Source organism: Rheinheimera texasensis (assembly GCF_964031785.1).
GTDB lineage: Bacteria > Pseudomonadota > Gammaproteobacteria > Enterobacterales > Alteromonadaceae > Pararheinheimera > Pararheinheimera texasensis_A.
In genome coordinates this window covers 30904-53854 of record NZ_CAXIRE010000015.1, presented here as the reverse complement: position 1 = coordinate 53854, position 22951 = coordinate 30904, and the positions used below count along the sequence as shown (strand labels likewise).

At 54.6% G+C, this 22951-nt stretch carries 17 protein-coding genes; 10 read left to right on the top strand and 7 right to left on the bottom strand.

Going from position 1 to position 22951, the window contains the following annotated elements; genetic code table 11:
- Nucleotides 1–2265 (bottom strand): arginine/lysine/ornithine decarboxylase, encoded by a 2265-nt coding sequence (locus tag ABNT34_RS04770; RefSeq protein WP_348729300.1) that lies wholly within the window; start codon nt 2263–2265, stop codon nt 1–3.
- A 408-nt stretch (nt 2266–2673) separates the two neighbouring features.
- On the opposite strand from ABNT34_RS04770, the gene ABNT34_RS04765 reads away from it, so the two are divergent.
- Nucleotides 2674–3786: a type 1 glutamine amidotransferase domain-containing protein gene (locus tag ABNT34_RS04765; RefSeq protein ID WP_348729298.1), complete on the top strand. Its 1113-nt coding sequence runs from the start codon at nt 2674–2676 to the stop codon at nt 3784–3786.
- Nucleotides 3783–5006, top strand: coding sequence for an aspartyl protease family protein (locus tag ABNT34_RS04760; protein ID WP_348729296.1), 1224 nt, complete (start codon nt 3783–3785; stop codon nt 5004–5006). The genes ABNT34_RS04765 and ABNT34_RS04760 overlap by 4 nt, the downstream gene beginning before the upstream one ends.
- A 7-nt stretch (nt 5007–5013) precedes the next feature.
- Here ABNT34_RS04760 and ABNT34_RS04755 read toward each other — a convergent pair whose 3' ends face one another.
- The 4 genes from ABNT34_RS04755 to ABNT34_RS04740 all read right to left on the bottom strand — a co-directional run bounded on the left by ABNT34_RS04755 (nt 5014) and on the right by ABNT34_RS04740 (nt 8850).
- Nucleotides 5014–5763, bottom strand: coding sequence for a DUF3307 domain-containing protein (locus ABNT34_RS04755; protein WP_348729294.1), 750 nt, complete (start codon nt 5761–5763; stop codon nt 5014–5016).
- Complete coding sequence (locus ABNT34_RS04750; RefSeq protein ID WP_348729292.1) at nt 5756–6391, bottom strand: hypothetical protein; 636 nt, start codon at nt 6389–6391, stop codon at nt 5756–5758. The genes ABNT34_RS04755 and ABNT34_RS04750 overlap by 8 nt, the downstream gene beginning before the upstream one ends.
- A 182-nt stretch (nt 6392–6573) precedes the next feature.
- The gene (locus ABNT34_RS04745) at nt 6574–8475 is read right to left on the bottom strand and encodes an alpha-amylase family glycosyl hydrolase (protein WP_348729290.1); all 1902 of its coding nucleotides are present in this window, start codon (nt 8473–8475) and stop codon (nt 6574–6576) included.
- 99 nt (nt 8476–8574) lie between these two features.
- Nucleotides 8575–8850 (bottom strand): hypothetical protein, encoded by a 276-nt coding sequence (locus ABNT34_RS04740; RefSeq protein ID WP_348729288.1) that lies wholly within the window; start codon nt 8848–8850, stop codon nt 8575–8577.
- A 111-nt stretch (nt 8851–8961) separates the two neighbouring features.
- On the opposite strand from ABNT34_RS04740, the gene ABNT34_RS04735 reads away from it, so the two are divergent.
- Together ABNT34_RS04735 and ABNT34_RS04730 are read left to right on the top strand one after the other, a co-directional pair.
- Nucleotides 8962–9561, top strand: a complete 600-nt coding sequence (locus tag ABNT34_RS04735) for a hypothetical protein (RefSeq protein WP_348729286.1) — start codon at nt 8962–8964, stop codon at nt 9559–9561.
- Between the two features lie 148 nt (nt 9562–9709).
- Nucleotides 9710–11422, top strand: a complete 1713-nt coding sequence (locus ABNT34_RS04730) for a M28 family metallopeptidase (RefSeq protein ID WP_348729284.1) — start codon at nt 9710–9712, stop codon at nt 11420–11422.
- Nucleotides 11423–11507: 85 nt separating this feature from the next.
- Here ABNT34_RS04730 and ABNT34_RS04725 read toward each other — a convergent pair whose 3' ends face one another.
- Both ABNT34_RS04725 and ABNT34_RS04720 read right to left on the bottom strand, forming a co-directional pair.
- Nucleotides 11508–12257 (bottom strand): hypothetical protein, encoded by a 750-nt coding sequence (locus ABNT34_RS04725; RefSeq protein ID WP_348729282.1) that lies wholly within the window; start codon nt 12255–12257, stop codon nt 11508–11510.
- A gap of 140 nt (nt 12258–12397) precedes the next feature.
- Complete coding sequence (locus tag ABNT34_RS04720; protein WP_348729281.1) at nt 12398–15265, bottom strand: pitrilysin family protein; 2868 nt, start codon at nt 15263–15265, stop codon at nt 12398–12400.
- Between the two features lie 393 nt (nt 15266–15658).
- Here ABNT34_RS04720 and ABNT34_RS04715 point away from each other — a divergent pair, with 393 nt between their 5' ends.
- From ABNT34_RS04715 to ABNT34_RS04690, 6 genes are read left to right on the top strand one after another with little or no spacing between them, the layout of a single operon-like run.
- On the top strand, nt 15659–16927 hold the full coding sequence (locus ABNT34_RS04715) for an HlyD family efflux transporter periplasmic adaptor subunit (protein ID WP_348729279.1): 1269 nt from the start codon (nt 15659–15661) through the stop codon (nt 16925–16927).
- Between the two features lie 36 nt (nt 16928–16963).
- Nucleotides 16964–17710, top strand: coding sequence for an ABC transporter ATP-binding protein (locus tag ABNT34_RS04710; RefSeq protein WP_348729277.1), 747 nt, complete (start codon nt 16964–16966; stop codon nt 17708–17710).
- Nucleotides 17711–17720: 10 nt separating this feature from the next.
- A complete protein-coding gene (locus tag ABNT34_RS04705; protein ID WP_348729275.1) occupies nt 17721–19019 on the top strand; it encodes an ABC transporter permease in 1299 nt (432 codons plus the stop codon).
- Between the two features lie 2 nt (nt 19020–19021).
- On the top strand, nt 19022–20218 hold the full coding sequence (locus ABNT34_RS04700; RefSeq protein WP_348729273.1) for an FtsX-like permease family protein: 1197 nt from the start codon (nt 19022–19024) through the stop codon (nt 20216–20218).
- A gap of 3 nt (nt 20219–20221) precedes the next feature.
- Complete coding sequence (locus ABNT34_RS04695; protein WP_348729271.1) at nt 20222–21556, top strand: sigma-54 dependent transcriptional regulator; 1335 nt, start codon at nt 20222–20224, stop codon at nt 21554–21556.
- Entirely contained in the window at nt 21537–22874 is a 1338-nt protein-coding gene (locus tag ABNT34_RS04690; RefSeq protein WP_348729269.1) for an ATP-binding protein, read from the top strand. Before ABNT34_RS04695 ends, ABNT34_RS04690 begins: the two co-directional genes overlap by 20 nt.
- Nucleotides 22875–22951: the final 77 nt, after the last annotated feature.

Genomic DNA, 22951 nt, shown 5'->3' with positions numbered 1-22951 from the left:
TCAGACTTTGACACAGTCGACGTAATACACCAGTTTGCCGTCCTGCTGCATGGTGCTGAGTCCATGGATGTAGGTCTCAAAACCCGGGAACTTGTGGTTAAATTCGCGGGCGAACTTCAGATAGCTGACGATAGTCTCGTTAAAGACTTCACCCGGTACCAGCAGCGGAATGCCTGGTGGATATGGCGTCAGCATCACAGCCGTGATGCGACCGGTCAGCTCGTCCAGCGGCACCCGTTCAATGCGTTTGTGCGCCATGCGGGCAAAAGCATCGGCCGGTTTCATCGCCGGCACCATCTCAGATAAATACATCTCAGTGGTCAGCTTGGCGATGTTATTGGCTTTGTAGATCTCATGGATCTGATCACACAAATCTTTTAAACCAATCCGCTCATATTGCGGGAATTTCTGGATAAATTCCGGCAATACCCGCCACAGCGGCGCGTTTTTGTCGTAATCGTCTTTGAATTGCTGCAGCGCGGTGACCATGGTATTCCAGCGGCCTTTGGTGATACCGATGGTGAACATGATAAAAAACGAATACAGACCGGTCTTTTCAATGACCACACCGTGTTCAGCCAGGTACTTGGCAACAATAGCCGCCGGAATACCACTGTCGGAGAAGTTGCCGTCCACGTTTAAGCCCGGCGTCAGGATTGTGGCTTTAATCGGGTCGAGCAGGTTAAAGCCCTCGGCGATATCACCAAAGCCGTGCCAGTTTTCGTCGGCATGCAGCATCCAGGAGGCGCGTTCATCCAGGCCTTCGTCGGTTAAATCATCCGGACCCCAGACGCGGAACCACCAGTCATCGCCGTATTCCTGGTCGACTTTGCGCATGGCACGACGGAACTCCAGCGCTTCGTCCAACGATTCTTCCACCAGCGCTGTGCCGCCTGGAGCTTCCATCATGGCGGCCGCCACGTCACAGGAGGCAATAATGGCGTATTGCGGACTGGTCGAGGTGTGCATCAGATAAGCTTCGTTAAACAGATGCGTATCGAGTTTGTTTTGATTGGCGTCCTGCACCAGGATTTGCGAGGCTTGGGAGATACCGGCCAGCAGCTTATGCGTGGACTGGGTGGCAAATACCATTGAAGTATCACAACGTGGCCGGCCTTCACCGATGGCGTGGTAATCGCCGTAGAAATCATGGAAAGCGGCATGCGGCAACCAGGCTTCGTCGAAGTGCAGCGTTTCAATTTCGCCGTCGAGCAGAGTTTTAATCTCTTCAACATTATACAAAATACCGTCGTAGGTACTTTGCGTGATGGTCAGCACCCGCGGTTTGACGTTTGGATCTTTAGCCAGAATTTCGCGGATAAATGGATTAGCTTCCATTTTACGGCGAATAGTCGCAGGTTCAAATTCACTGCGCGGAATCGGGCCGATGATGCCGTAGTGGTTGCGGGTTGGCATCAGGAACACCGGCACTGCGCCGGTCATCATAATGGCGTGCAGAATCGATTTGTGGCAGTTACGGTCGACCACCACGATATCACCCGGCGCGACTGTGCTGTTCCAGACGATTTTGTTCGAAGTGGAGGTGCCGTTGGTGACAAAAAACAAATGGTCACAGTTAAAAATCCGCGCCGCGTTGCGCTCAGACGCAGCGACCGGGCCTGTGTGGTCCAGCAGCTGGCCCAGTTCATCGACGGCATTACAGACGTCAGCACGCAGCATGTTTTCACCGAAGAACTGGTGGAACATCCGGCCAACCGGCGATTTTAAAAACGCCACACCACCGGAGTGGCCCGGACAGTGCCAGGAATAAGAGCCGTCCTGCGCATAATGGGTCAGGGCGCGGAAAAACGGTGGCGCCAGGCTGTCGAGGTAACTTTTTGCTTCACGGATAATATGGCGGGCGACGAATTCCGGCGTGTCTTCGTGCATGTGAATAAAACCATGCAGTTCACGCAAAATGTCGTTCGGAATATGCCGCGCAGTGCGGGTCTCGCCATAGAGGTAAATTGGAATATCGGGGTTACGGTGGCGGATTTGTTCAACAAAACTACGCAGCTGCGCCAACACAGATTGGGCTTCTTCGGCACTGCCGCTGCCGAATTCTTCATCGTCAATCGACAGAATAAAACCGGCGGCGCGGCTTTGTTGCTGGGCAAATGACGTTAAATCGCCATAGCTGGTATAACCAACCACATCCATGCCGGCCGCTTCGATGGCGCTGGCCAGCTCGCGAATGCCGGATCCGCTGGTGTTTTCAGAGCGGAAATCTTCATCGATGATCACAATAGGAAAATAAAAACGCATGGGCGGTTCCTCAACAGGGACTCCACAATGGGAGCAGCACCTGGCTGCACAGATATGCAGTTTGGTATGGCAATTCAGGTTTGAAATTTGCTTCGGCTGACCCGACGCTGGCGCGGGGCCGGGCCTGGTCGGAAAACCTGCACAAGATACCTGAAATCTGGTTTTTTTCCAGTGAAAATCTGATGAAAGCGGCAAATTGGTAAAATTGGCCGGCCTGTGGTGCGCAGCAGGCTGGCTCAGCCTTTGGCTGCAGTTCTGACAGTTGATAGATATGCGTATTTTGTGCGTCAACATGCAGTTACTGTTAGCGGGAACCTGCGTTGCTGTCAGGCGGTACAGCTGCTGATTTGACAGTTTTTTCACATCCGTGCTGCCAGAGTTGCTGACAGTGCATCACGGAGCTAAATCATGTGGAAAAAAATTTTGCGGGTCTTTGCGGTTGGGTTAGTGCTGGTATTACTGTGCGGCGCCGGGACAGGTTGGTGGCTGGCTGCTTTGTTTGACGCCGAAGTGGATGAGGTTTCTTTGCAACAGACAGTGCCGGCGCAGGTTGCTTACCTGCAGCAATTGCCGCCGGCCAGCCGCGGTAAAGTGCTGGCAGTCGTCAGCAGCACGGCAGTGTATCCGGCGGCAAAAGTTGATGGCAAACTGAAAAAAACCGGTTATGAGCTGACTGAGCTGGCCCGGTTTTATTGGGTGCTGCGCGCCAATGGTTTTGCCGTGGATATCGCAAGTCCCAATGGTGGCGCTGCGCCGCAGGTGCTCGATGGTGACGACATGGGCGAATATGACTACAGCTTTTTAAATGACCCACAAAGCAGCGCGCAGGCCGGCAACACGTTGAAACTGGCTGATGTCGATGCGGCCGATTATCAGGCGGTTTATTTTGTCGGCGGCAAAGGTGCCATGTACGACTTTCCGCAAAACCCTGACATCCGCCGGCTGTTGCAGCAGATGCTGGCGGCACAAAAACTGATTGTGGCGGTCTGTCATGGCCCGGCGGCTTTGCTTGCGCTTGATTCCGCCAATGGCCCATCTTTCCTTGCCGGCAAAAAACTGACCGCTTTTACCAATGCTGAAGAGCTGCTGCTGATGCCGGATGCAGCGCAGCGCTTTGATTTTCTGCTGCAAAGTGCGTTAGAGCAGCAAGGCGCCGCCTTTGACGGCGGCCCCCGTTATCTGCCCAATCTGGTGGTTGATGGCAACTTGCTGACCGGTCAGAACCCTTGGTCGGTCTGGCAACTGGCAGAAGCCACAGTGCGCGCGCTGGGCGTGACACCAGTGCAGCGGCCCGTGACCGGCGAAGAACAGGCGATGTTGTTGCTGCAGCTCCAGCAAGAGCAGGGCACAGCTGTCGCACAAGCAAAGGTGTCGCAATTCGTGCGTCAGGGCCCGCTGCAGCGTGATTTGTTGCTGATGATGGCGCTGGTGTCGGCGATGGCCGGCGACTGGACTGAGAGCTGGCAGCGCCTGCAGCTTGCCGTTGCCGTCAAAGCGCAATTGCAGGAGGCGATAGAATGACACAGCTCTTGCCTTGGCGTTATGCGCTGGTGCTGCTGGTTCTGGTGCAACTGGCGGGGTGTGGTGTGGCGAATAATCTGCGGCTGCGCCAGGCCAATGACAACCTGACGATGCAATGGACTGCACCTGCGCCTACTGCACAATTACGGGCGGAATTTTCCGGCTACCGGCCTTTTATTCTGGTCCGCGTCAATGCACAGACTGAACTCAGGTTGTTGGTTGATTCTGGCGCTGCATTCACCGTACTTTGGGATACCGCTGCGGTCCGGCAATTACAGCTTAAACGCGGTTACCCGCTGGCCGTCAGCGGCTTTGGTACGGCGGCTGACTCCGCCGCCTATCAATCGGTATTGTCATCACTGGACGTGGGGCCGGCCCGGTTTAGCGAAGTTCAGGTGGCGTTAGTGCCGCGCGCCGGCACCGGCTACTTTTTGCAACCAGAGGAAGCGGTGTTTGATGGGGTGATGGGGTATGATCTGATGCGGCATTTCAGCTGGGAATTTGACCGGTTGCATGGGCGTATTCAATTGTCGTCACGGCCTTATGTGCCAGAGCCCACGGAGCTGATGCAACCCTTTGAGCTCAACTGGCGAAAAGTGCTGGTGAAAAGCCAGATCCAGCTCAACAGCACGGCGCGGTTGCAGCAAGATTTATTGCTGGACACCGGCAGCCGGCATTTTCTGAAGATCAATGCTTTGTATCTGCAGGAGCAGCAGCTGCGCCTGGACGGCCCGGTGCGTGACGGCGCTGATTTTGGTTTGAGCGGGCGACATGCCAATCAACGCGGTGAGATTAACGGCGTACAGCTGGGAACATTGCATTTGGCACCAGTGCCGGTGAATCTGATGCCGGCGGATGATGCCGATGACTGGTGGGTGCTCGGCAGCGGCGTGCTGATGCAGCACCGGCTGGTGCTGGATTATCTCAGTGCACAATGGTTAATTCAGCCCCGGCACGCTGCGCCTTATCAGGCGAGGAGCAATCTGACAGGCCTGGAACTGCGCAAACTAAGCAGTGGTTTTTTTATCGTCCGGGACAACCTGAACCCGCAATTACAAGGTTGGCTGGTGCCCGGAGATCAGATTGTGCAGATCGCAGGTCTGGCGGCCACAGCAGTGAATGAATGGCGCTGGATAGTGCTGAGCAGTACCGCTGGCAGCTTGCAGCTTTGCAAGGCGGCAACCAGACCGGATTGCCGCGACATCCGCTTGTCGCCCTGACGGCGTGTCAGACCATTTCGCCCAGTAGCCAACGCAGACTGAGGCCAATGTCCAGGCTGATGCTGATACTGAGCAAAGTACCGAGCAGCACATATTCAGTGAATTTGACGTCCTGGGCGCGGGATAAGTCGCCAAAGCGGAATATCGACTTCGCCGCCAGTAAAAAACCAACAGCGCCAAACTGATCCAGCAGCACAAAAGTCAGCAACAAGGCCCGTTCCAGCATGCCGATATAATGGCCGCCGGCCAATAAACCCTGCACCGGCAGCGCCAGCAACTCTGGCCGCCAGCTGCGTAGCAGCTGACCAATCAGCACTGAAGCCGGTGTTAATACCAACAGATAGGTCAGCGCGACCAGCAGCCATTGTGCTGGCAGCTGGGGCGGCCACCAGTGCCAGTTATCGGTGTAAGCGGACCAGAGCAGCAGCAGCACCGTCAGATGCGCCAGCTGGTCGAGTAAAAATGCTGTCAGTCCGTTGTTGCTATACGACTTCGCCACATCAATCAGGTAATGACTGCCACCGATGGTGAGCGCCAGCAACACGGCCATCAGGCTGTCGTGCTGCCAGCCATAACCCCATTGCCACAGCCAGAGTGCGAGCAGGCTCAGGCCCATATGCACTGAAACATGTAACTGTAATTTCGGCGATTTAAAGTGCCATTGCAGCCGGTCTTTGACCCAGCTCAGCGGTTGCAGGTAAAAATCACCCAGCACATGGGCCAGCAGTAACAGCAATAATAAATCCGTTTCATGCATCTGATGTTCCTCCCTGGTGCCCGGCATAACGGCTGGTGAAATAATCCACCACCTGACTGATTAAACCGTACTGCGCCTGATTGAGCAAATGGGTGATGTTGACTCTTGAGGTGTTAAAAAAACTGGCCAGTTGCTGATGAGGGGGCCGTTGCTGTTGCAGATAGGCCAGCAACACACCAGCCTGACGGGCAGTGAGTTGTTGCAACTGCACCGACACCAGCTGCAACAGCAGTTGTTCGGCGGTTGTTAGTGGCTGTTGTGGGTCCAGCCAGTCCCAGCGCTGTTCCTGTAGCTGGTCAAGCAGCTGGCCGGATAAGGTAAAAGCCTGGCCGGTTGATTGATTTAAATCTGCGCGTAATTGCTCTGCCGGTGCGATCGCAATCGCCAGCCGGGCGTCCGATTGCAGGCTCAGCAGCGTGAGCCGGGTCTGCAGGGCCGCCATAAAAGCTTGCGATGGCAAGGTCGCGAGCTGAAAACCGTCACCGCGAAACAGCACTGGCGGGGCTATCCCCGGCGGACAAAATTGCTGCAGGCATTGTTGCAGGGCTTGCAGCAAGGCCGGGTAACGACTGGCTTCAACAGCCGAGGACCGCACCAGATCGCCGGTCAGGATGGCATATAAGTTCATAACAGGCTCCGGTCTTTATCCGGATCTCAGCATAACGGATTTATGCAGGTAATCAAATTCAATTACATATTTAAAAGTAATCAAATTTGATTACATACGCTGAGTCGCTGCATTCCGCGCACCGCTGCCGCAAGGTGGCGAACTCAGGCGCAGCCATCAGGCGGCACCTGGTCAGTCGTCGGTTAACGTGCCGGCAGTAACAGCACCAGTGCGCTGTTGGCTTTGACCGTCAGCGGCAAGGTTGCCACGCCGGCTTCTACCTGTAGCGTCAGCGCATGGCCGCTGAATAATTCAGTCAGCGTCAGCGGGCCGGTGCTTAAATGCCATTGCTGCACCAGCTCAGCCGGTAACTGCAGTTTAAACCGCGAGGCGGCATCGGCGAAATTAGCTACCACAATCAAGCGTTGCTCCGCATTGCTGCGGGCAAAAGCCAGCATTTGTTCGCTGTAACCTGGCGTTTGTAAATGTTGCTGATGCAACGGATAGAGTTCGCCCCGCAGCGCCGGTGCTGTGGCGCTAAACTGCAGCAATTGCTGGTAAAAATCGCGTAATTCGCGCTGCGCCGGGGTCAGATTGCCGCCGTCAAATTTGCCGCCATTGAGCCAACCCTGATGCGCCGGTACCCCGGCATAATCAAAAATACTGGTGCGGCTTGGCTGGCCAAAACCACTGGCCAGCGCACCGGTTTCGCCAACTTCCTGACCGAAATACAACATAGTGGGCGCAGTGCCAATCAGAGTAGATACCACCATCGCCGGCTTGCCTTTGACTGGATTGCCGGCAAATTCCGGGCTTGCGATGCGCTGCTCGTCATGATTCTCCAGAAATTTCAGCATATGCCCGTCAATGTCCTGCACCTGCTGCTGCGCGCTCAGCACGGCAGAAGCCTGGCCTTTACCCTGCATCAGCAATTTCAGACTGTCGTAAAACCCCACTTTGTCATACAGATAGTCCATTTTGCCAAGCTGAATGTAATCGCGGTACAGCTGCGGCTGATAGACTTCGGCGAGAAGCAGCGCGTCCGGTTTTTTCTGTTTAATCTGGCTGTTCAGATAGCTCCAGAATTCAACCGGCACCATTTCGGCCATGTCAAAACGAAAGCCATCGACGCCGACATCTAACCAGAATTGCGTGATATCGCGGAATTTCAGCCAGGAATCCGGTACCGATTTGTCTTGCCAGAAGGCCCGATGCTCTGCGGTCGGGCGGCTGGCGAAGTCAGCGGGCAGCCGGTCGAAGTCATAACTGCCGTCGGGTTTGACACCATAGTTAATTTTGACGGTTTCAAACCAGTCATTAAAATCCGGCCGCGCGGCCCGGGCGCCGTTACCGGTCCACTTAGCCGGGTTTTCGGTAAACTTACCGTCGGCTAATGGATGGGCCTCGCCGCCTAAAGGCGCAGTACCGGCCGGATACACCGGCACTTCAAAGGCTTGGCCGGGCACATAATAAAAATTATTGTTGCGGGCATATTCGACTGAAGTGTCGTCGTCAGCGCCAAAATCGCGCACGCCGGCTGGTTTGCCTAAAGATTGGTAATGCCGGGCGACGTGATTGGGCACTATATCGATGATGACGCGGATGCCATGGCGGTGCGCCCGTTGCAATAAGGCCTGAAATTCGGCCATGCGCTGTGCCGGATCTACTGCCAGATCAGGATTGACGCTGTAATAATCTTTCACCGCATAAGGTGAGCCGGCGCGGCCTTTGACCACATCCGGGTCGTCGGCACTGATGCCATAAGCGCTGTAATCGGCGATTAGCGCATGATGCGGCACGCCGGTCAGCCACAAATGCGACACGCCCATTTGTTTCAGCGCAAGCAAGGCAGCATCGTTGATGTCATTGAATTTACCAACGCCGTTTTCGCTCGCGCTGCCCCAGGCTTTGTTGGTTGGATTACTGTTGCCAAACAACCGGGTAAAGGCCTGATAAATGACCACTTTGCCGGCAGGTTGCTGCATTGGTGGTGTACTCATGGGGACGGGCTGTGCGCTGATCTGCACATCGGACGGCGCCGGCTTACAGGCGCTCAGCAGCAGAGCTGCTGTACAAATTGAAGCTAATAAACTGAATTTCATCATGATTTTTCATTTTGCTTAAGTTCCCGATAACGAGCATGCTAGCATGCAGTGCCGGTGAAGCTGCAACAGTCGCTGTTGCATACGTTTGCAGCATCGGCGTTAGGCGTTATAGCGCCGGTCCAGCTCGTCGATGAGCGCGAGCAGATACTGATTGTCCTTGGCCTGCGGGCGTTCCGGTTGCACCGCACCGGTTTCCGACAGCACCAGCACGGCATCTCCGCCGATAAAATAAACATGATGGCCAAAAAAGCTGACCGCGACCGACAAATCCTGTAAACGGTAACCACAGCCATAAGGCGTGTCAGCCACCACGCCAAAATGTTCGGTGGTAGCAAATACCCGCAAGAGTTTCTGACTTGATGGTAAAGTCGTCATACTGACTGAATTGTTCCTGCTATTCATCCTGAGCGCAAAAACTAGCTGAGCGCAAAAACTAGCATAGTTCAGTCGAACTTATCCTGTAGCCATATCAAAGAGATCCGATTGATGCATCACATTACCAAATTGATGACAGCGGCAAGCCTGTTTGCCAGCCTGACGATGATGTCCCCGGCCAGAGCGGCAAACTCTGTTTTATTGCAAGCGTTACAACCTTATTGCGGCAAAGCCTTTGCCGGCAAACTTATTACCAATTCGCCGGAAGATGCGGCGATGGCGGGCCAAACGCTCACCGTGCATCTGGCAAATTGCCGCCCAGGCGAAGTGCGGATGCCGTTTCATGTCGGCGCGGACCGCTCCCGCACCTGGGTGCTGCGCGAGCTGCCGCAGGGTTTACAACTCAAACATGATCACCGTCATCAGGACGGCAGCCACGACGAGTTGACGATGTATGGCGGCTTGTCTTCTGATGCCGCCACAGCACTGACGGTGCGTTTTCCGGCGGATGCGTACAGCAAACTGATGTTTCAGGCGCTTGGCCGTACAGCAGCGCCAGCCAATGTCTGGTCTTTTACCATTGAACCCGGTCAGCAGCTGATTTACCGCTTAAGCCGGCCAGGCCGTGAGTTTGCCGTGGCGTTTGATTTGACCCAAGCGGTGCCATTACCACCACCGGCCTGGGGCGCGCTGCAGGCGCCTGCACATTAAACAGTTGCGCTTAGCAGATGCGCTTAAGTGTGCGCTGGCTGAGATTGGCAGTGCTGGTACTTCAGCGCCTGCTTTAGTAACATCAGGCCGCTGTCACCCCGATGGCAACCTGATAACGACAACAATCACCCCAGGTGATGGAGATTTTATGAAACCACAATTATGGTTTTCAGGAACATGGTTAGCGCTCAGTGCCTGCCTGAGCCTGGCTGCCTGTCAGAAGCAGCCGGAACTGGCTGCAACGACAGCAGCAGCGCCGGCGGCAGCCACAGCCGAACAGGCAGCTCCGGCCGCTTTGCCGGACACTGAGTTTAATCCCAAGCTTGCTGAATACATCAAAACCTTATCCTCTGATGAGTTCCAGGGCCGCGCGCCGGCGACTAAAGGCGAAGAGCTGACGCTGGCATATCTGTCGGACCAGTTCAAACGCATCGGCTTAAAACCGCTCAGTGACGGCAGTTATATCCAGCCGGTACAGCTGGTGCAAATCGACCCGAAAGAAGTGTCCGCGATGACCTTCAGCGGTGACAAAGCGCCGGCGCCGTTTAAATACCGCGATCAGATGTTTACCTGGACCACCCGCGTGACTGAATTCAGTGAAATCAAAGATTCTGAGCTGGTGTTTGTCGGCTACGGTATCGTTGCACCGGAATACGACTGGAACGACTACGAGGGCCTGGACGTTAAAGGCAAAACCGTGGTGATGTTTGTCAACGATCCGGGTTTTGCTACTCAGGATCCAAAACTCTTCACCGGCAATGCCATGACCTATTACGGTCGCTGGACTTACAAGTTTGAAGAAGCAGCCCGTCAGGGCGCGGCCGGTGCGCTGATTGTGCATGAAACTGATGCCGCATCTTACGGCTGGCATGTGGTCGCCGGTGGTTCTGCCACCAAGTTTGACCTGATCAATCCAAACAAAAATGCCGATCGCGCGGCCATTGAAGGCTGGGTGACTACTGAGTCGGCCAATACGCTGTTTGGTGTCATCGGCGAGAATATCGAGTCAATGCGTAAAAAAGCGCTGAGCAAAGATTTTGCGCCTATTCCACTGGGTATCAAAGCGTCGGTGTCGGTGAAAAGCAATGTGCGTGAGCTGACGTCGGGCAACGTAGTTGGCATCATCGAAGGCAGCGAAAAGCCGGATGAAGCGATTTTGTATATGGCGCACTGGGACCACCTGGGCCTGGATTTCGCCAATCCGAAAAACAAAGTCTTTAACGGCGCCAAAGACAATGCTTCAGGCACCGGTGCTCTGATTGCGATGGCCGAATATTTTGCTGCGCAGCCAAAACCCAAACGCTCGATTGCCTTTGTTGCTGTCACTGCCGAAGAGCGTGGTTTGTTAGGCTCAGCCTGGTATGCCAATCATCCGGTGTTCCCGCTGAATAAAACTGTGGCCGGTATCAATATGGACGTCATTAACGTCGATGGTCCGGTCAAAGATATGACCGTCGTTGGTTATGGCAATTCTGAGCTCGAAGCTATCCTGCAGAAATACACTGAGCAGCAGGGCCGTTACATCGCGCCTGAGACTAAGCCGTCGGCCGGTTCTTATTACCGCTCAGACCACTTCAACCTGGCGAAAAAAGGCGTGCCGATGCTGTACGCCAAAGGTGGTGTGGATAGTGTTGACCACGGTAAAGAGTGGGGCATCAAACAGCAGGAAGAATACACCAAATGCTGTTACCACAAAGTGGAAGACGAATACAGTGACAGCTGGGATTTACGCGGCGCGCAGCAGGATATGTTCCTGTATTACCGCGTCGGCCGTGAGCTGGCCGATGACACCAGCGCCTGGCCGAACTGGTACGAAGGCAAAGAGTTTAAAGCCGCCCGTGATGCGTCTTTAGCGAAATAACCCTTAGATGTGATAAAAAATCCCTGCCTGGCAGGGATTTTTTTGGCTGACTCAGTGTGCTCGGCAATTCATAAAAAAACAGCGGTTAATCGTCGACCGGGCCCGACTGATCAGGCCTTGGCAGTGGGCGTTTATCTTTGCCAGCGGCCCGCGATTTTTTCAGCACCGTCGCCAGCGGCTGCAGCAGGTCGCTGTGACGTTGATGCAGATAATGATAAATCCCCGCGCTGGCTAACACGCCGGGTAAGGCTGAGATACCGGCCTGCTCGGTTTTTTCCGGCAACACACTCAATACCGACTGGCGATCTTCAAGTAACACATCAATCTTGCCCTGTTCCAGCATGCCGACGGCCTGTTCCAGCGTGGTGACCGGCACCGCATGTCCGGCATATTGCATTTGGCTGGCCAGGCGAAAACCACGCACATAACCAATACGCAGTTGTTTTTGCAGCGGCCATTGCCGCAGATTTTGCAGCTGCGTGGTGCGGACAAAAGCCAGTAATTCGACGCGGGCGAGTTCCACCGGCACTTGTTTGAGCTCGGTAAATTCCTGCTGGATGCCGTCGATGCGGAACAACTCGCCATCATACAGACCGCGATTGGCCATCTGTAGCGAACGCCCGGCCGGCAGCCGGACTAATTGCATCTGATAACCCAGCCGGCCATAAGCCCGGCGCAGCTGTTGTTCGATTTGGCTGGAAAACGCTGACTGACTGAGGCTGGTGGCAATTTGCAGCTGATGCGCCTGTGGTTGTTCTGCGGCAACCGGCTGTATGATACAGAGTGTCACAAACAGAAACAGATTGAAGCAGCCCAGTCGCCCGCGTAACACCATCTGTTCTCCTGTCCGCAGCCAGGATGCGCCGCGGTGAAACCTTATGTACTTATCCGACTATAACCAGTCTGGCGCTATTGCGGCAGTTGCCAGGTAAAAAAAAGCCCGCACAAGCGGGCTTCAGCACAAAGTGATTGGCGTCAGAACTGGTAGTCCTGCAGCTTCAGGCCGAGAGTTTCGAGTTTTAACAGCTCTGGCCGCAGCTGTTTGGCAGGACCCACGACGACGATGCTAAACGACGCCGGGTCCAGATGGCGCTTCGCCAGCTGATTCAGCTCGTCTAACGAAATGTCGCGGACGATTTGATTACGCTGCCGGGTGAAATCGGCGGCCAGCTGATACTGCAGAATAGCCGCCATAAAACCCAGCTTGGCGCCTGGCGTTTCATAGGCCAGCGCGTCGGACTGATTAATGGCTTTGCGCATAAATTCCAGCTCTTGTGCTGTCATGCCCTGTTGCTGATAGCGGCTGATTTCTTTGTAGAATTCCGCAATAGAGGCGGCGGTGACGTCGGCGCGCACTGCTGCCGATGCGCTGTAAAGACCAGCATAACGGTCGGCACTGAAGCCACTGCGCGCGCCGTAGGTGTAGCCTTTATCTTCGCGCAGGTTCAGGTTGATCCGGCTGTTAAAGTTGCCGCCGAGCACAAAGTTCATCAGGCCAGCACGGAAATACTCGCCGGTGAAATCTCTGCTCAGGCTGCGCTTGACGATGCGGATCTCGGACTGTGGCGCGTCAGGTTTATCGATGAGGTAAACGGTACCGGTTTTGGCAATGGCATCCGGAATTTGTACTTGCCGCGCTGGCGCTTCACCCTGCCAGCGTTGCAGCCGTGGTTGCAGCTCAGCCAGCACCTGCGCTTGTGGCTGGTCAGATACCAGAATGAGTTCCGCCCGGCCCGGTTTAAACAGGCGCTGGGCATAAGCTTTGACATCCGCCAGTGTCAGATTGCTCACCGACTGCAGCGTGCCCTGATTTGGATAAGCGCTGATATGATCGCCATACATCAGTTGCTGCACGGCGCTGGACGCCATAAAACCGGCGTCTTTTTCTGCATGCTGAATGCCTTGCAGGGTTTGTTGGCGTAGCCGCTCAAAATCCTGTGGGTTAAAACCTGGCAACAGCAACTTTTCCATCAGCAGCTCTAACGTCTGTGGCAGGTTTTTGCTGAGGCTTTGTACTGACACTTCCAGATATTCATCACCGGCAGAAAAACTAATCGAAGAGCCGAGTTTTTCCAGCGCCAGGCTCATTTGTTCGGTGCTTTTGAGCATGGTGCCTTCATCCAAAAGCGCCGCCAGCAGCTGGCTGATGCCAACCTGTTGCGGTGTTTCGTCATACAGGCCCAGCGGAATCCGCAGCAATAAGGACGTAGTCGGTGTTTCCTGACTTTGTGCGCCCAGCACGCGGATGCCGTTACTCAGGCTCTGCTGCCAGGTTGCCGGTAACTCGATGGCCGGGTTGGTGCCGGCCTCCGGAATTTTACTGCGGTCCAGGCTGTCTTTGACCGGCCGCAGCTTTAAATCTTCGGCTTTGGTGGTGGAAGGCCCACCAAAATCATGCTGGGCTGGTGTGAAGTTATCCGCTTTGGCGATCAGCTGGCGCTGGCCTTTGGGCACCACACTCATAATGACCGCGGCTTTGCCTTTTAAATATTGCTGATAAACCCGCTCGACATCGGCTTTGCTGACGTTCTGATAACGCGCCAGATCGGCGGCGGTTAAATCCGGTTCGCCGAAAAAGGTCTCGTTCAGGGCCAGCTGACTGACTTTGCCTTCGACACTTTGCAGGCCAAAAATACTGGCGGCTTCCATCTTGGCTTTGACTTTATTCAGGTCATCATCGGTGACGCCGCGTTGTTCAAATTCGGCCAGACTCTGGCGGATTTGTTGCTCAGTTTCGGCCAGCGATTTGACCGAACCCGGCGCCGGTAATGCCAGCAAGGTAAACTGACAGGCCAGCTCCTGACAGCCATGGCCGGATTGCGCCTGCACCGCTTTTTGTGTTTTCACCAGGTTTTTATACAGCAGCGAATTATTACCGCCACCGAGGATCTCCGCGAGGATATCCAGCGGCGCTTCGTCGGCATGGCGTACATAGACAGTCGGGAAGGCCATGTAGAGCAGGGGCAGATGCACATTGTCTTCCAGCGAAATATAACGGTCTGCCGTGAGTGTCACTAAAGGCTTGGCGGCAGGTGTTACTTCAGGACCAGCCGGAATAGCGGCGAAATACTGCTGCACCAGTGGCAGGATTTGTTCGGCTTTCACCGCGCCACCAATGGTTAAAGTTGCATTGTTGGGGCCGTACCAGCGCAGGAAAAAGGCTTTAACATCATTGACGTTGGCGCGGTTTAAATCAGCCATATGGCCAATCACCGGCCAGGAATACGGATGACCGTCCGGGTAAAAAGCCTGATCGACTTGTTCCGATAAACGGCCGTAGGGCCGGTTGTCCACGCTTTGGCCACGTTCGTTTTTCACCGTTTCGCGCTGCACTTCAAATTTCTTGTCGGTGACCGCATTCAGCAAAAAGCCCATGCGGTCTGATTCCAACCACAGCACTTTTTCCAGCTGATTGACCGGCACTGTCTGGTAATAGTTGGTGCGGTCTGTGTTGGTCGAACCATTCATTTCACCACCGGCTTCAGTGATGATCTGAAAATGCTGCTCATCGGCAACGTGCTCCGAGCCCTGGAACATCATATGTTCAAAGAAGTGGGCAAAACCGGATTTGCCGGGCTCTTCCCGCGCTGAACCCACGTGATAAGTGACATCAACATGCACCAGCGGATCGGACGCATCTTCGTGCACTATGACGGTCAGTCCATTCGCCAACCGATATTTTTTGTACGGGATAGCCACAGCTGCCGTGGGTTTGCTGGCATCTTTCACCAGACTGACACCCGCCGGCAGGGCCGCAGCCTCAGTGCTGGTGTTGGTTGTGGCTTGCTGGCAACCGGCGAGCAGCAGGCTGACGCTTAACAGCGATAATGCGAACGTTTTCATTAATACTCCGGGCAAAAACTGCCAGACGGCAGTGAATAAAGGTCAGGTCACGCCAGTGGCGCGCGAATAACTGCACGCACTTTAATTTCATGAAACAAAAAAGCAACATCTGCTGCGCCTGATGCGGCATTTAGCATTGCAGTTGCGGCAAAAGCCGGCATGAGAGGCGCTGCGTTTCTGGTGAAACTGTCCGTTCTGTCGGCGGTTTTTGTGTCCGCTGTCAGCGCGCTGGCGGACAGAAAAAGTGTCCGCGGACAGGTGCTTTCTCATCAAAATAAATATAAATCACTGATAAATAACAAAAATAAAGTTGGCATATCAACTGCAATACTCGCGGTAACTTAAAGCCGCACAGTGTTCGCGGCCCGCAATGGACAGAGGATAAGAGAAAAGATGATCAAAGGTACAGAGCAACAGGATGTACGGATTGAAAAAGTACCACAAACGCCGGTGCTGAAACTGGCAGCAGCTTTTGCCGGCATCAGTCTGTTGTTGTGGGGCAGTTATCAGCTGATGTTTTCGACCGGCGCCAATGCGGCTATGGTGCTGGCGCGCAGTGAGGTACAAACCGGTCAGGTCAGCCGTGGCGATTTTGTCCGCGATTTGGCGGTACAGGGCAAAGTGGTGGCCGCCAATGCGCCGACGCTGGTTAGTCAGCAGGACGGCTTAGTGCGTTTTGTCAAACAACCGGGCGAAGCCGTGACCATCGGCGATTTGCTGGCGGTGGTGGAAAGCCCGAGTTTAGAAAACGAAGTGAAACAACAACAAGCGCTGCTGTTGTCGATGCAGTCTGAGCATGAACGCGCCAAATTACTGGCCCGCGAACAGCAGCTGGATATGCAGCAAATCGAAAGCGCAGCTGCGGTTAATCTGCAGGCGGCCAAACGCGAACTGGCGCGTGCCGAGCAGTCGATGCAGTTGGGTGTGATGCGCCAGATTGATTTGGACATCGCCAAGGACAAGCTGGCGCAGACCGAACTTGAATACAAACACGCCCGCGCCAAAGTGGCGCTCGCTGCTGACAAACTGAACTTTGAGCAAAAGTCCGGCGAGCAAAGCCTGGCGCGTCAGGCCTTAGTGGTGGCCGAACTCGAGCGCAAACTGGCGGCACTGCAAATCAAAGCGCCGGTGACCGGCCAGGTCGGTAACTGGCTGGCCACCCAGCAGACCCAGGTCCTGACCGGGCAGGGCCTGCTGACCGTTATCGACTTAAGCCAGTACGAAGCCGAGCTGAGTGTGCCGGAAAATTACGCGGCGGATTTATCACCAGGTCTTCCGGTGGAAGTGACGCTGAACGGCCAGAAGCTGAACGGTCAACTGTCGCATGTGGCGGCGGAAGTGAAAGACAGCACTGTCACAGCCCGGGTGCGTTTTGCTGATCAGGACGCCAAAGCGCTGCGGCAAAACCAGCGCGTGACCGGCCGCATCGTGTTTGACGAGCGCAAAAACGTGCTGCGGGTGGCACGCGGTGAATTTGTTGCCAGTGGCGGCGGCCGCATCGGTTACCGGCTGGAGCAGGATGTGGCAGTGCGCACGCCGCTGGAACTCGGCGCTTTATCGGTGCAATGGGTGGAGATCATCAGTGGCGCAAAAGAAGGCGACGAGCTGGTGGTGTCCAGCCTGACGGAATTTAAAGATGCCGCCCGGGTGCGGCTGAACTGAGCAGAATAAAACAGAACATTAAAAAGGACGAATAACATGATTAAAATTAATAACCTGAGCAAAATTTTCCGCACTGAACTGATTGAAACTCACGCGCTGAAAAACATTCAGCTGCATGTCAGCGAAGGCGAGTTTGTCGCTTTAACCGGCCCGTCTGGTTCCGGTAAATCCACGCTGCTGAACGTGCTCGGCACGCTGGAACATTTTGACAGTGGTGATTATCTGCTGGACGGTCAATCGGTCAAAGGTTTGTCAGACAAAGCGCTGTCGGCGCTGCGTAATGAAAAAATTGGTTTTATCTTTCAGGGCTTTAACCTGATTAAAGACTACAGCCTGTTCGACAATATCGAATTGCCGCTGCGCTATCGCGGTTTTAACGCCGCCGAGCGTAAACGCCGGGTCGAGCATGCGCTGGAGCAGGTAGGTCTGGCGGCCCGGCGCGATTATCACCCCAGTCAATTGTCCGGCGGTCAGCAGCAACGCGTCGCCATCGCCCGCGCTATTGCCGGTCAGCCACGAATTTTGCTGGCGGACGAGCCGACCGGGAACCTGGACTCATTGATGGCGCGTCAGGTGATGGAGCTGCTGGAACAGATTAACCAGAACGGCTGCACCATCCTGATGGTGACACACGACCCGGAACAAGCCCGTCGCGCTGGCCGGCAGGTGCAGATCATCGACGGACAGCTCAGTGACGCGGCGATGTACGACCCGCTGGCGCACAATAATCCGCTGGCGCCCAATAACCAGGTGGCGGCCAATGGCCCTGTGGCCGTAGCTTAAGGAGCAGGTGATGGAACAGTTTCTGTATTACCTCAAAGTCAGTCTGAAAAGCATTCGCCGTGCGCCTTTGCCTTATAGCCTGACCATCCTGATTTTAAGCCTGGGCCTTGGCGTGTTTTTTGCCAATGCGACCTTTTATTACCGGTTAAATGCCGACCCTCTGCCGCATAAAAGCGACAAATTGTTTTTTCCTTTTATGCTGTTAGTGCCTTATGAATGTCAGAACTGTGAGCCGCCAAATGTGCTCAGTTACAGCAATGTGCAAAAGCTTGGCGCGAGTGATATTCCGTCGACCAAAGCGGCGATGTACAGCGCTGATGGATATTTACGTCTGACGCCACAACAACCGCCGATGCCGGTCAAAATCCGTCTGACCCAGCCTGATTTTTTCCGTATGTTTGAAGTGCCGTTTTTGCACGGTTCCGTCTGGCCGGATGCCAGCGCCCGCGCTGAAGTGATTTTAAGCCGGCAAACTGCGGAGAAACTGTTTGGCGAGACCAATGTGGTTGGCCGCAGCCTGACACTGGATGATCATCAGTACACAGTCTCAGCGGTACTGGCGGAATGGACTATGTTGCCACGGCTGTTTGATGCCAATAACAACAATCACTTATCTGAAGTTGAGGATATCTACCTGCCGCTGGAAACTGGTTATGACCGCAATTATCTGTCTAATTCACAGTCTTCCAGTTTTGATGATGCCGATTATCGTCAGTTGCCAACTGACGGCCGTACCAAAGCTATTCATCAGCTGCAATATTGGGTGCAACTCGACACGCCCGAACAGCAGCAGGCCTATCGCCAGTTTATGGCCAATCTGACTGCCGATGAGAAAAAAGCCGGCCGCCACCCGAGCCCGGAAAATAACAAACTGGTGGCAATGCGTGACATTGTGGCGCATTTCAAGCAGCAGGGCGGCGATATTGAAGCCTTTGCACTGGTGACCTTGTTGTTTTTACTGGTGTGTTTGTTTAACGCCAGCCATTTATCACTGAACCGTTATCTCTCTAACCAATATGAAATCAGCTTACGCCGCGCGCTGGGTGCCAGTCGCTGGCATATTCAGCAGCAGGCGCTGGCCGATGTGTTGCTGATGGCGGCAGTGACTTCAGCGGCGGCTTTAGTGATTGGCTACTGCGGTATCAGCCTGATGAATTATCTGTTGCCGGCCAATCGCTTGTTTTCCAGCTGGGACTGGCGTTTGTTAGGCGGCCTGTTGTTACTGACGTTCAGTTGCAGTTACCTGGTCACTTTGTATCCATCCCTGCGGGCATCTTTTGGCGCGCTGAATCAGCAATTAAAGGAATGACGATGATTTCTCCCAAATTAATTCTCAAATCAATGTTAAGGCGTAAAGTTGTCACCAGCCTGTTGCTGGTGCAACTGGCCCTGACGCTGGCGTTGTTATCCAACAGTAGCCTGCTGGCGCTGCAGACCTGGGACCAGTTACGTCAGCCGACCGGGTTGGATCTGGACAATATTTTGTATGTGTCGCTTAAACCGACCAGTAAAAATCTGCAGGAATATCCGGCTTTTGCCGATTTGCTGGAACGCCAGCTGGCGGCAGTGCGGCAAGTGCCGGCGGTGCAGGCGGTGTCTTTTACCAATCAGTCACCGCTGATGACCGGCGGCTCAAATGGCAACGTCAACGACGAAAACGAGCGCGAACGCAGCAATACGCAGAATGTGCCGCAATACACGGTGTCACCGGACTTTTTGCAGGTACTGCAACTGGATGTGCTGGAAGGGGAGATCCCACAAAACATCCAGGCCTGGGACGGTTCCGGCGTGATCCCGGTAGTGCTGACCAAAAGTCTGGCTGAGCGGGTGTTTCCGGGCAAATCAGCCATTGGCCAGCTGACCAACAGCGGGCCTGTTGCTGCGGTGATTGAAGACTTTTATGGCCAGCGTAATGCCGAACGCGTGATGTATAACCGTATTCAGATCGCGCAGATTTACGGTGTCGCCTGGGGTTATGGCCTGATTTTACGGGTGACGCCGGGGCAAGCCGAGCAAGTTCGCAAGCAGCTGCCGGAGGTGCTCAAGGCGGTCGATGCCAATATTGAAATTTTCTCAGTGCGGACACTGGACGAGCAATTACACCGGATGTTTCGCAATGAGTTTGGCCTGGCGACTTTATTGGCGGTATTAAGTGGTTTGATGCTGCTGGTGTCGATGATTTCCAGCTACAGCAACGCCCACTTTAATGCGTTAAAACGCCAGCAGGAAATTGGCATCAAACGCGCGCTGGGTGCCAGTAAACAAGGTATTTTACTGGAAATGCTGACTGAAAACTGGCTCAGCACCGGCGCCGGTGCTGTGCTGGGGCTCACTGCTGCGGTTGGGCTGAACCAGCTGCTGGCCATGGTCATCAGTATCCCGGCATTACCGCTCTGGTTACCGTTGACTGCGTTGTTGATGTTAATGTGTTGTGTCACGCTCGCCACATGGTATCCTGCCACTATCGCTACCCGGGTGTCGCCGGCAACCGCAACTAAGACTTTGTAACCAATGGCAAAAATACTGGTAATTGATGATAACGACGCGGTGCTCACCGCGTTGTTAACCTTGTTCCGGCTGGAAGGCTATCAGGTGCTGACGGCAACAGATCCGGCGCAGGCGCTGGCTTTATTGCAGGCAGAACCGGTGGACCTGATTTTGCAGGATATGAATTTTGCCAAAGGCGAAATGACCGGCAGTCAGGGCAAAAACCTGTTTTATCAGCTGCGCACTTTGTATCCTCAGTTGCCGGTGGTGCTGATGACGGCCTGGACTGCACTCGATATGGTGGTGGAGCTGGTCAAAGCCGGTGCCTGTGATTACATCGCTAAACCCTGGGACGACCAGCGCCTGCTGATGACAGTGCAAAACGCGCTGAAATTAAAGCAATTGCAGGACCAGCAACGTGATGCTGAACGCAAGCAACAGGAGCGGCAGCAGGCCTTTGCCGGCAAAGATTTATGTGGTCTGGTGTTCGCCAGCACGGCGATGGAGCGGCTGCTGCAAATGACGCTGCAGCTGGCGCCATCGCAGGCAGCCGTGCTGATCACCGGTGAAAACGGCAGTGGCAAAGAGGGCATAGCGCAGATTTTACATGCCAATTCAGCACGCGCCGCGAAGCCGCTGGTCAAGGTCAATATGGGCGCTCTGCCGGCCGATTTGATGGAAGCTGAACTGTTTGGTGCTGAAGCCGGCGCTTATACCGGTTTAACCAAAGCCCGCATCGGTCGTTTTGAAGCGGCTGATGGTGGTACTTTGTTTCTGGACGAAATCGGCAATTTGTCGTTATCCGGCCAGATGAAACTGCTGCGGGTGCTGCAAACCGGCGAATTTGAGCGCTTAGGCTCCAGTGTGACACGCCGGGTTGATGTTCGGCTGTTATCGGCGACCAACGCAGATTTAACCAAAGCTATTGCGCTCGGCCAGTTTCGTCAGGATTTGTATTACCGCATTAATGTGGTGCAGTTACAGGTGCCGGCGCTGCGCGAGCGGGTGGATGACATTCTGCCACTGGCCCGGCATTTTCTTGGCGGGCACAAACAACTGAGCCGCGAAGCGGAACAGCAGCTCTGCCAATATCATTGGCCCGGCAACGTGCGTGAGTTACAAAACGTCTGTCAGCGTGCGTTGTTGTTGTGTCAGAGTGAGACGATTTCCCCCTCAGATCTGGCGCTGGAAACAGACCTTAGCCCAAAAAACCGTGCACTCGACGACATTGCCCGCAGTGACATTGAGCAGGCGTTAGCCGCGCATCAGGGGATTGTCTCGCGTGCGGCCAAAGCACTGGGCATCACGCGTCAGGCGCTGTACCGGCGCATGGAGTTTTATGGCATTGCTACCCCTTAAACCGGGCCGGAGCGGGCTTTATCTTGGCGCGGCGCTGTTGCTCGGTGGTTTTGCCTTGTTGTTATGGTACGCGCTGCCGCAGCATTATGTTGTCTTTGCCGGTTACGCTGCTTTAGTGCTGTTGCTGTTGCTGTGGCTGTTGCTGCGCAGTTACCTGCGTCAGCTTGACACTGAAGTGATGGCGCTCAACCTGCAGGCGGATAGTCTGCGCGATCAGAGTTTTAATTTGACTGCCAACCGCGCCGTGCTGCGTGAATTAACGCCGCTGGCTGAAGCGCTGAACCAGATGTCAGCGGAACTGGCGCAGCAACGCGCTACTTTGTATCAGCGTGAATTGCTGCTTGATACCGTACTGCAAACCAATCCCAGTGCTTTGATCCTGACCGATGAGCAGGGCCGGGTGCTGTTCAGTAACCCGGCAGCGCGACATTTGTTGTCCGGCGGCCGGCGCTTTGATGGCAGCTATTTCTCCGCAGTACTGGCGGATTGGCCGGAATTACTCAAGGCCTGTCAGGCGGGCGCACAGGGCCTTATCCACGCCGGTGATGCGCAAAATGTCTGGCATTTGTCGGTCAGTCCATTCCGGCTCAATCAGCGCGAACATCTGTTGTATCAACTCAAGCCGATGACACGGGAATTTAAACAGGAAGAAATCAAAGCCTGGAAGAAACTCATCCGGGTCATTGGCCACGAACTGAATAACAGTCTGGCGCCGATGTCGTCGCTGGCGTTTTCCGGCGCCCGGCTGGTGAAAAAGCCAGATTTCAGTGCGGCTGACCAGGCGCAGCTGGCGCAAATGTTTGCTGTGATTGGTGAGCGTGCCACGCAGCTGAATCAGTTTTTACAGGCTTACCTGAATTTTGCCAAGTTACCGCCGCCACAGCCGTCATTGGTTCATTTCGCTTCTTTGATCAACAACCTGCAAAACCAATATGAATTTGAACTACTGGGTGATTTACCTCGGTCGGAGTGGTTTTTAGACAGCGCGCAGCTGACGCAGTTATTGCTGAATCTGCTGAAAAATGCAGGGGAAGCCGGTGCCAGTATTGCCGGTACCACCCTGAGTTTTCGTGAGTTGCCCCATCAGCTGGTGCTGGAACTACAGGACGACGGCGGAGGCTTGAGCGCTGAAGTGCTGCAACATGCACTGGTGCCGTTTTATACCACCAAGCCACAAGGTTCCGGTATTGGCCTGACTTTATGCCGGGACATTATGGAGTCGCACGGCGGCAGCCTTGAGTTATTTAATCAGTCAGCTGGTTTATTAGTGCGGCTGACCTTTCCGCGCATCGCTGCGACGTCGCTACCCGGTATCTGAACACGTCAGTTTGAACATCAGTTTGAACACAGCAGTCTGGGCAAAACTCTGTGCGGCAGGTAGACTGCAGCCTTAAG

Coding starts and splice junctions, on each gene's coding strand:
- ABNT34_RS04690 (WP_348729269.1), top strand. CDS start 21,537: ATGGCATTGCTACCCCTTAAACCGGGCCGGAGCGGGCTTTATCTTGGC.
- ABNT34_RS04745 (WP_348729290.1), bottom strand. CDS start 8,475: ATGATGAAATTCAGTTTATTAGCTTCAATTTGTACAGCAGCTCTGCTG.
- ABNT34_RS04735 (WP_348729286.1), top strand. CDS start 8,962: ATGCATCACATTACCAAATTGATGACAGCGGCAAGCCTGTTTGCCAGC.
- ABNT34_RS04760 (WP_348729296.1), top strand. CDS start 3,783: ATGACACAGCTCTTGCCTTGGCGTTATGCGCTGGTGCTGCTGGTTCTG.
- ABNT34_RS04720 (WP_348729281.1), bottom strand. CDS start 15,265: ATGAAAACGTTCGCATTATCGCTGTTAAGCGTCAGCCTGCTGCTCGCC.
- ABNT34_RS04750 (WP_348729292.1), bottom strand. CDS start 6,391: ATGAACTTATATGCCATCCTGACCGGCGATCTGGTGCGGTCCTCGGCT.
- ABNT34_RS04770 (WP_348729300.1), bottom strand. CDS start 2,265: ATGCGTTTTTATTTTCCTATTGTGATCATCGATGAAGATTTCCGCTCT.
- ABNT34_RS04765 (WP_348729298.1), top strand. CDS start 2,674: ATGTGGAAAAAAATTTTGCGGGTCTTTGCGGTTGGGTTAGTGCTGGTA.
- ABNT34_RS04740 (WP_348729288.1), bottom strand. CDS start 8,850: ATGACGACTTTACCATCAAGTCAGAAACTCTTGCGGGTATTTGCTACC.
- ABNT34_RS04730 (WP_348729284.1), top strand. CDS start 9,710: ATGAAACCACAATTATGGTTTTCAGGAACATGGTTAGCGCTCAGTGCC.
- ABNT34_RS04695 (WP_348729271.1), top strand. CDS start 20,222: ATGGCAAAAATACTGGTAATTGATGATAACGACGCGGTGCTCACCGCG.
- ABNT34_RS04755 (WP_348729294.1), bottom strand. CDS start 5,763: ATGCATGAAACGGATTTATTATTGCTGTTACTGCTGGCCCATGTGCTG.
- ABNT34_RS04710 (WP_348729277.1), top strand. CDS start 16,964: ATGATTAAAATTAATAACCTGAGCAAAATTTTCCGCACTGAACTGATT.
- ABNT34_RS04700 (WP_348729273.1), top strand. CDS start 19,022: ATGATTTCTCCCAAATTAATTCTCAAATCAATGTTAAGGCGTAAAGTT.
- ABNT34_RS04715 (WP_348729279.1), top strand. CDS start 15,659: ATGATCAAAGGTACAGAGCAACAGGATGTACGGATTGAAAAAGTACCA.
- ABNT34_RS04705 (WP_348729275.1), top strand. CDS start 17,721: ATGGAACAGTTTCTGTATTACCTCAAAGTCAGTCTGAAAAGCATTCGC.
- ABNT34_RS04725 (WP_348729282.1), bottom strand. CDS start 12,257: ATGGTGTTACGCGGGCGACTGGGCTGCTTCAATCTGTTTCTGTTTGTG.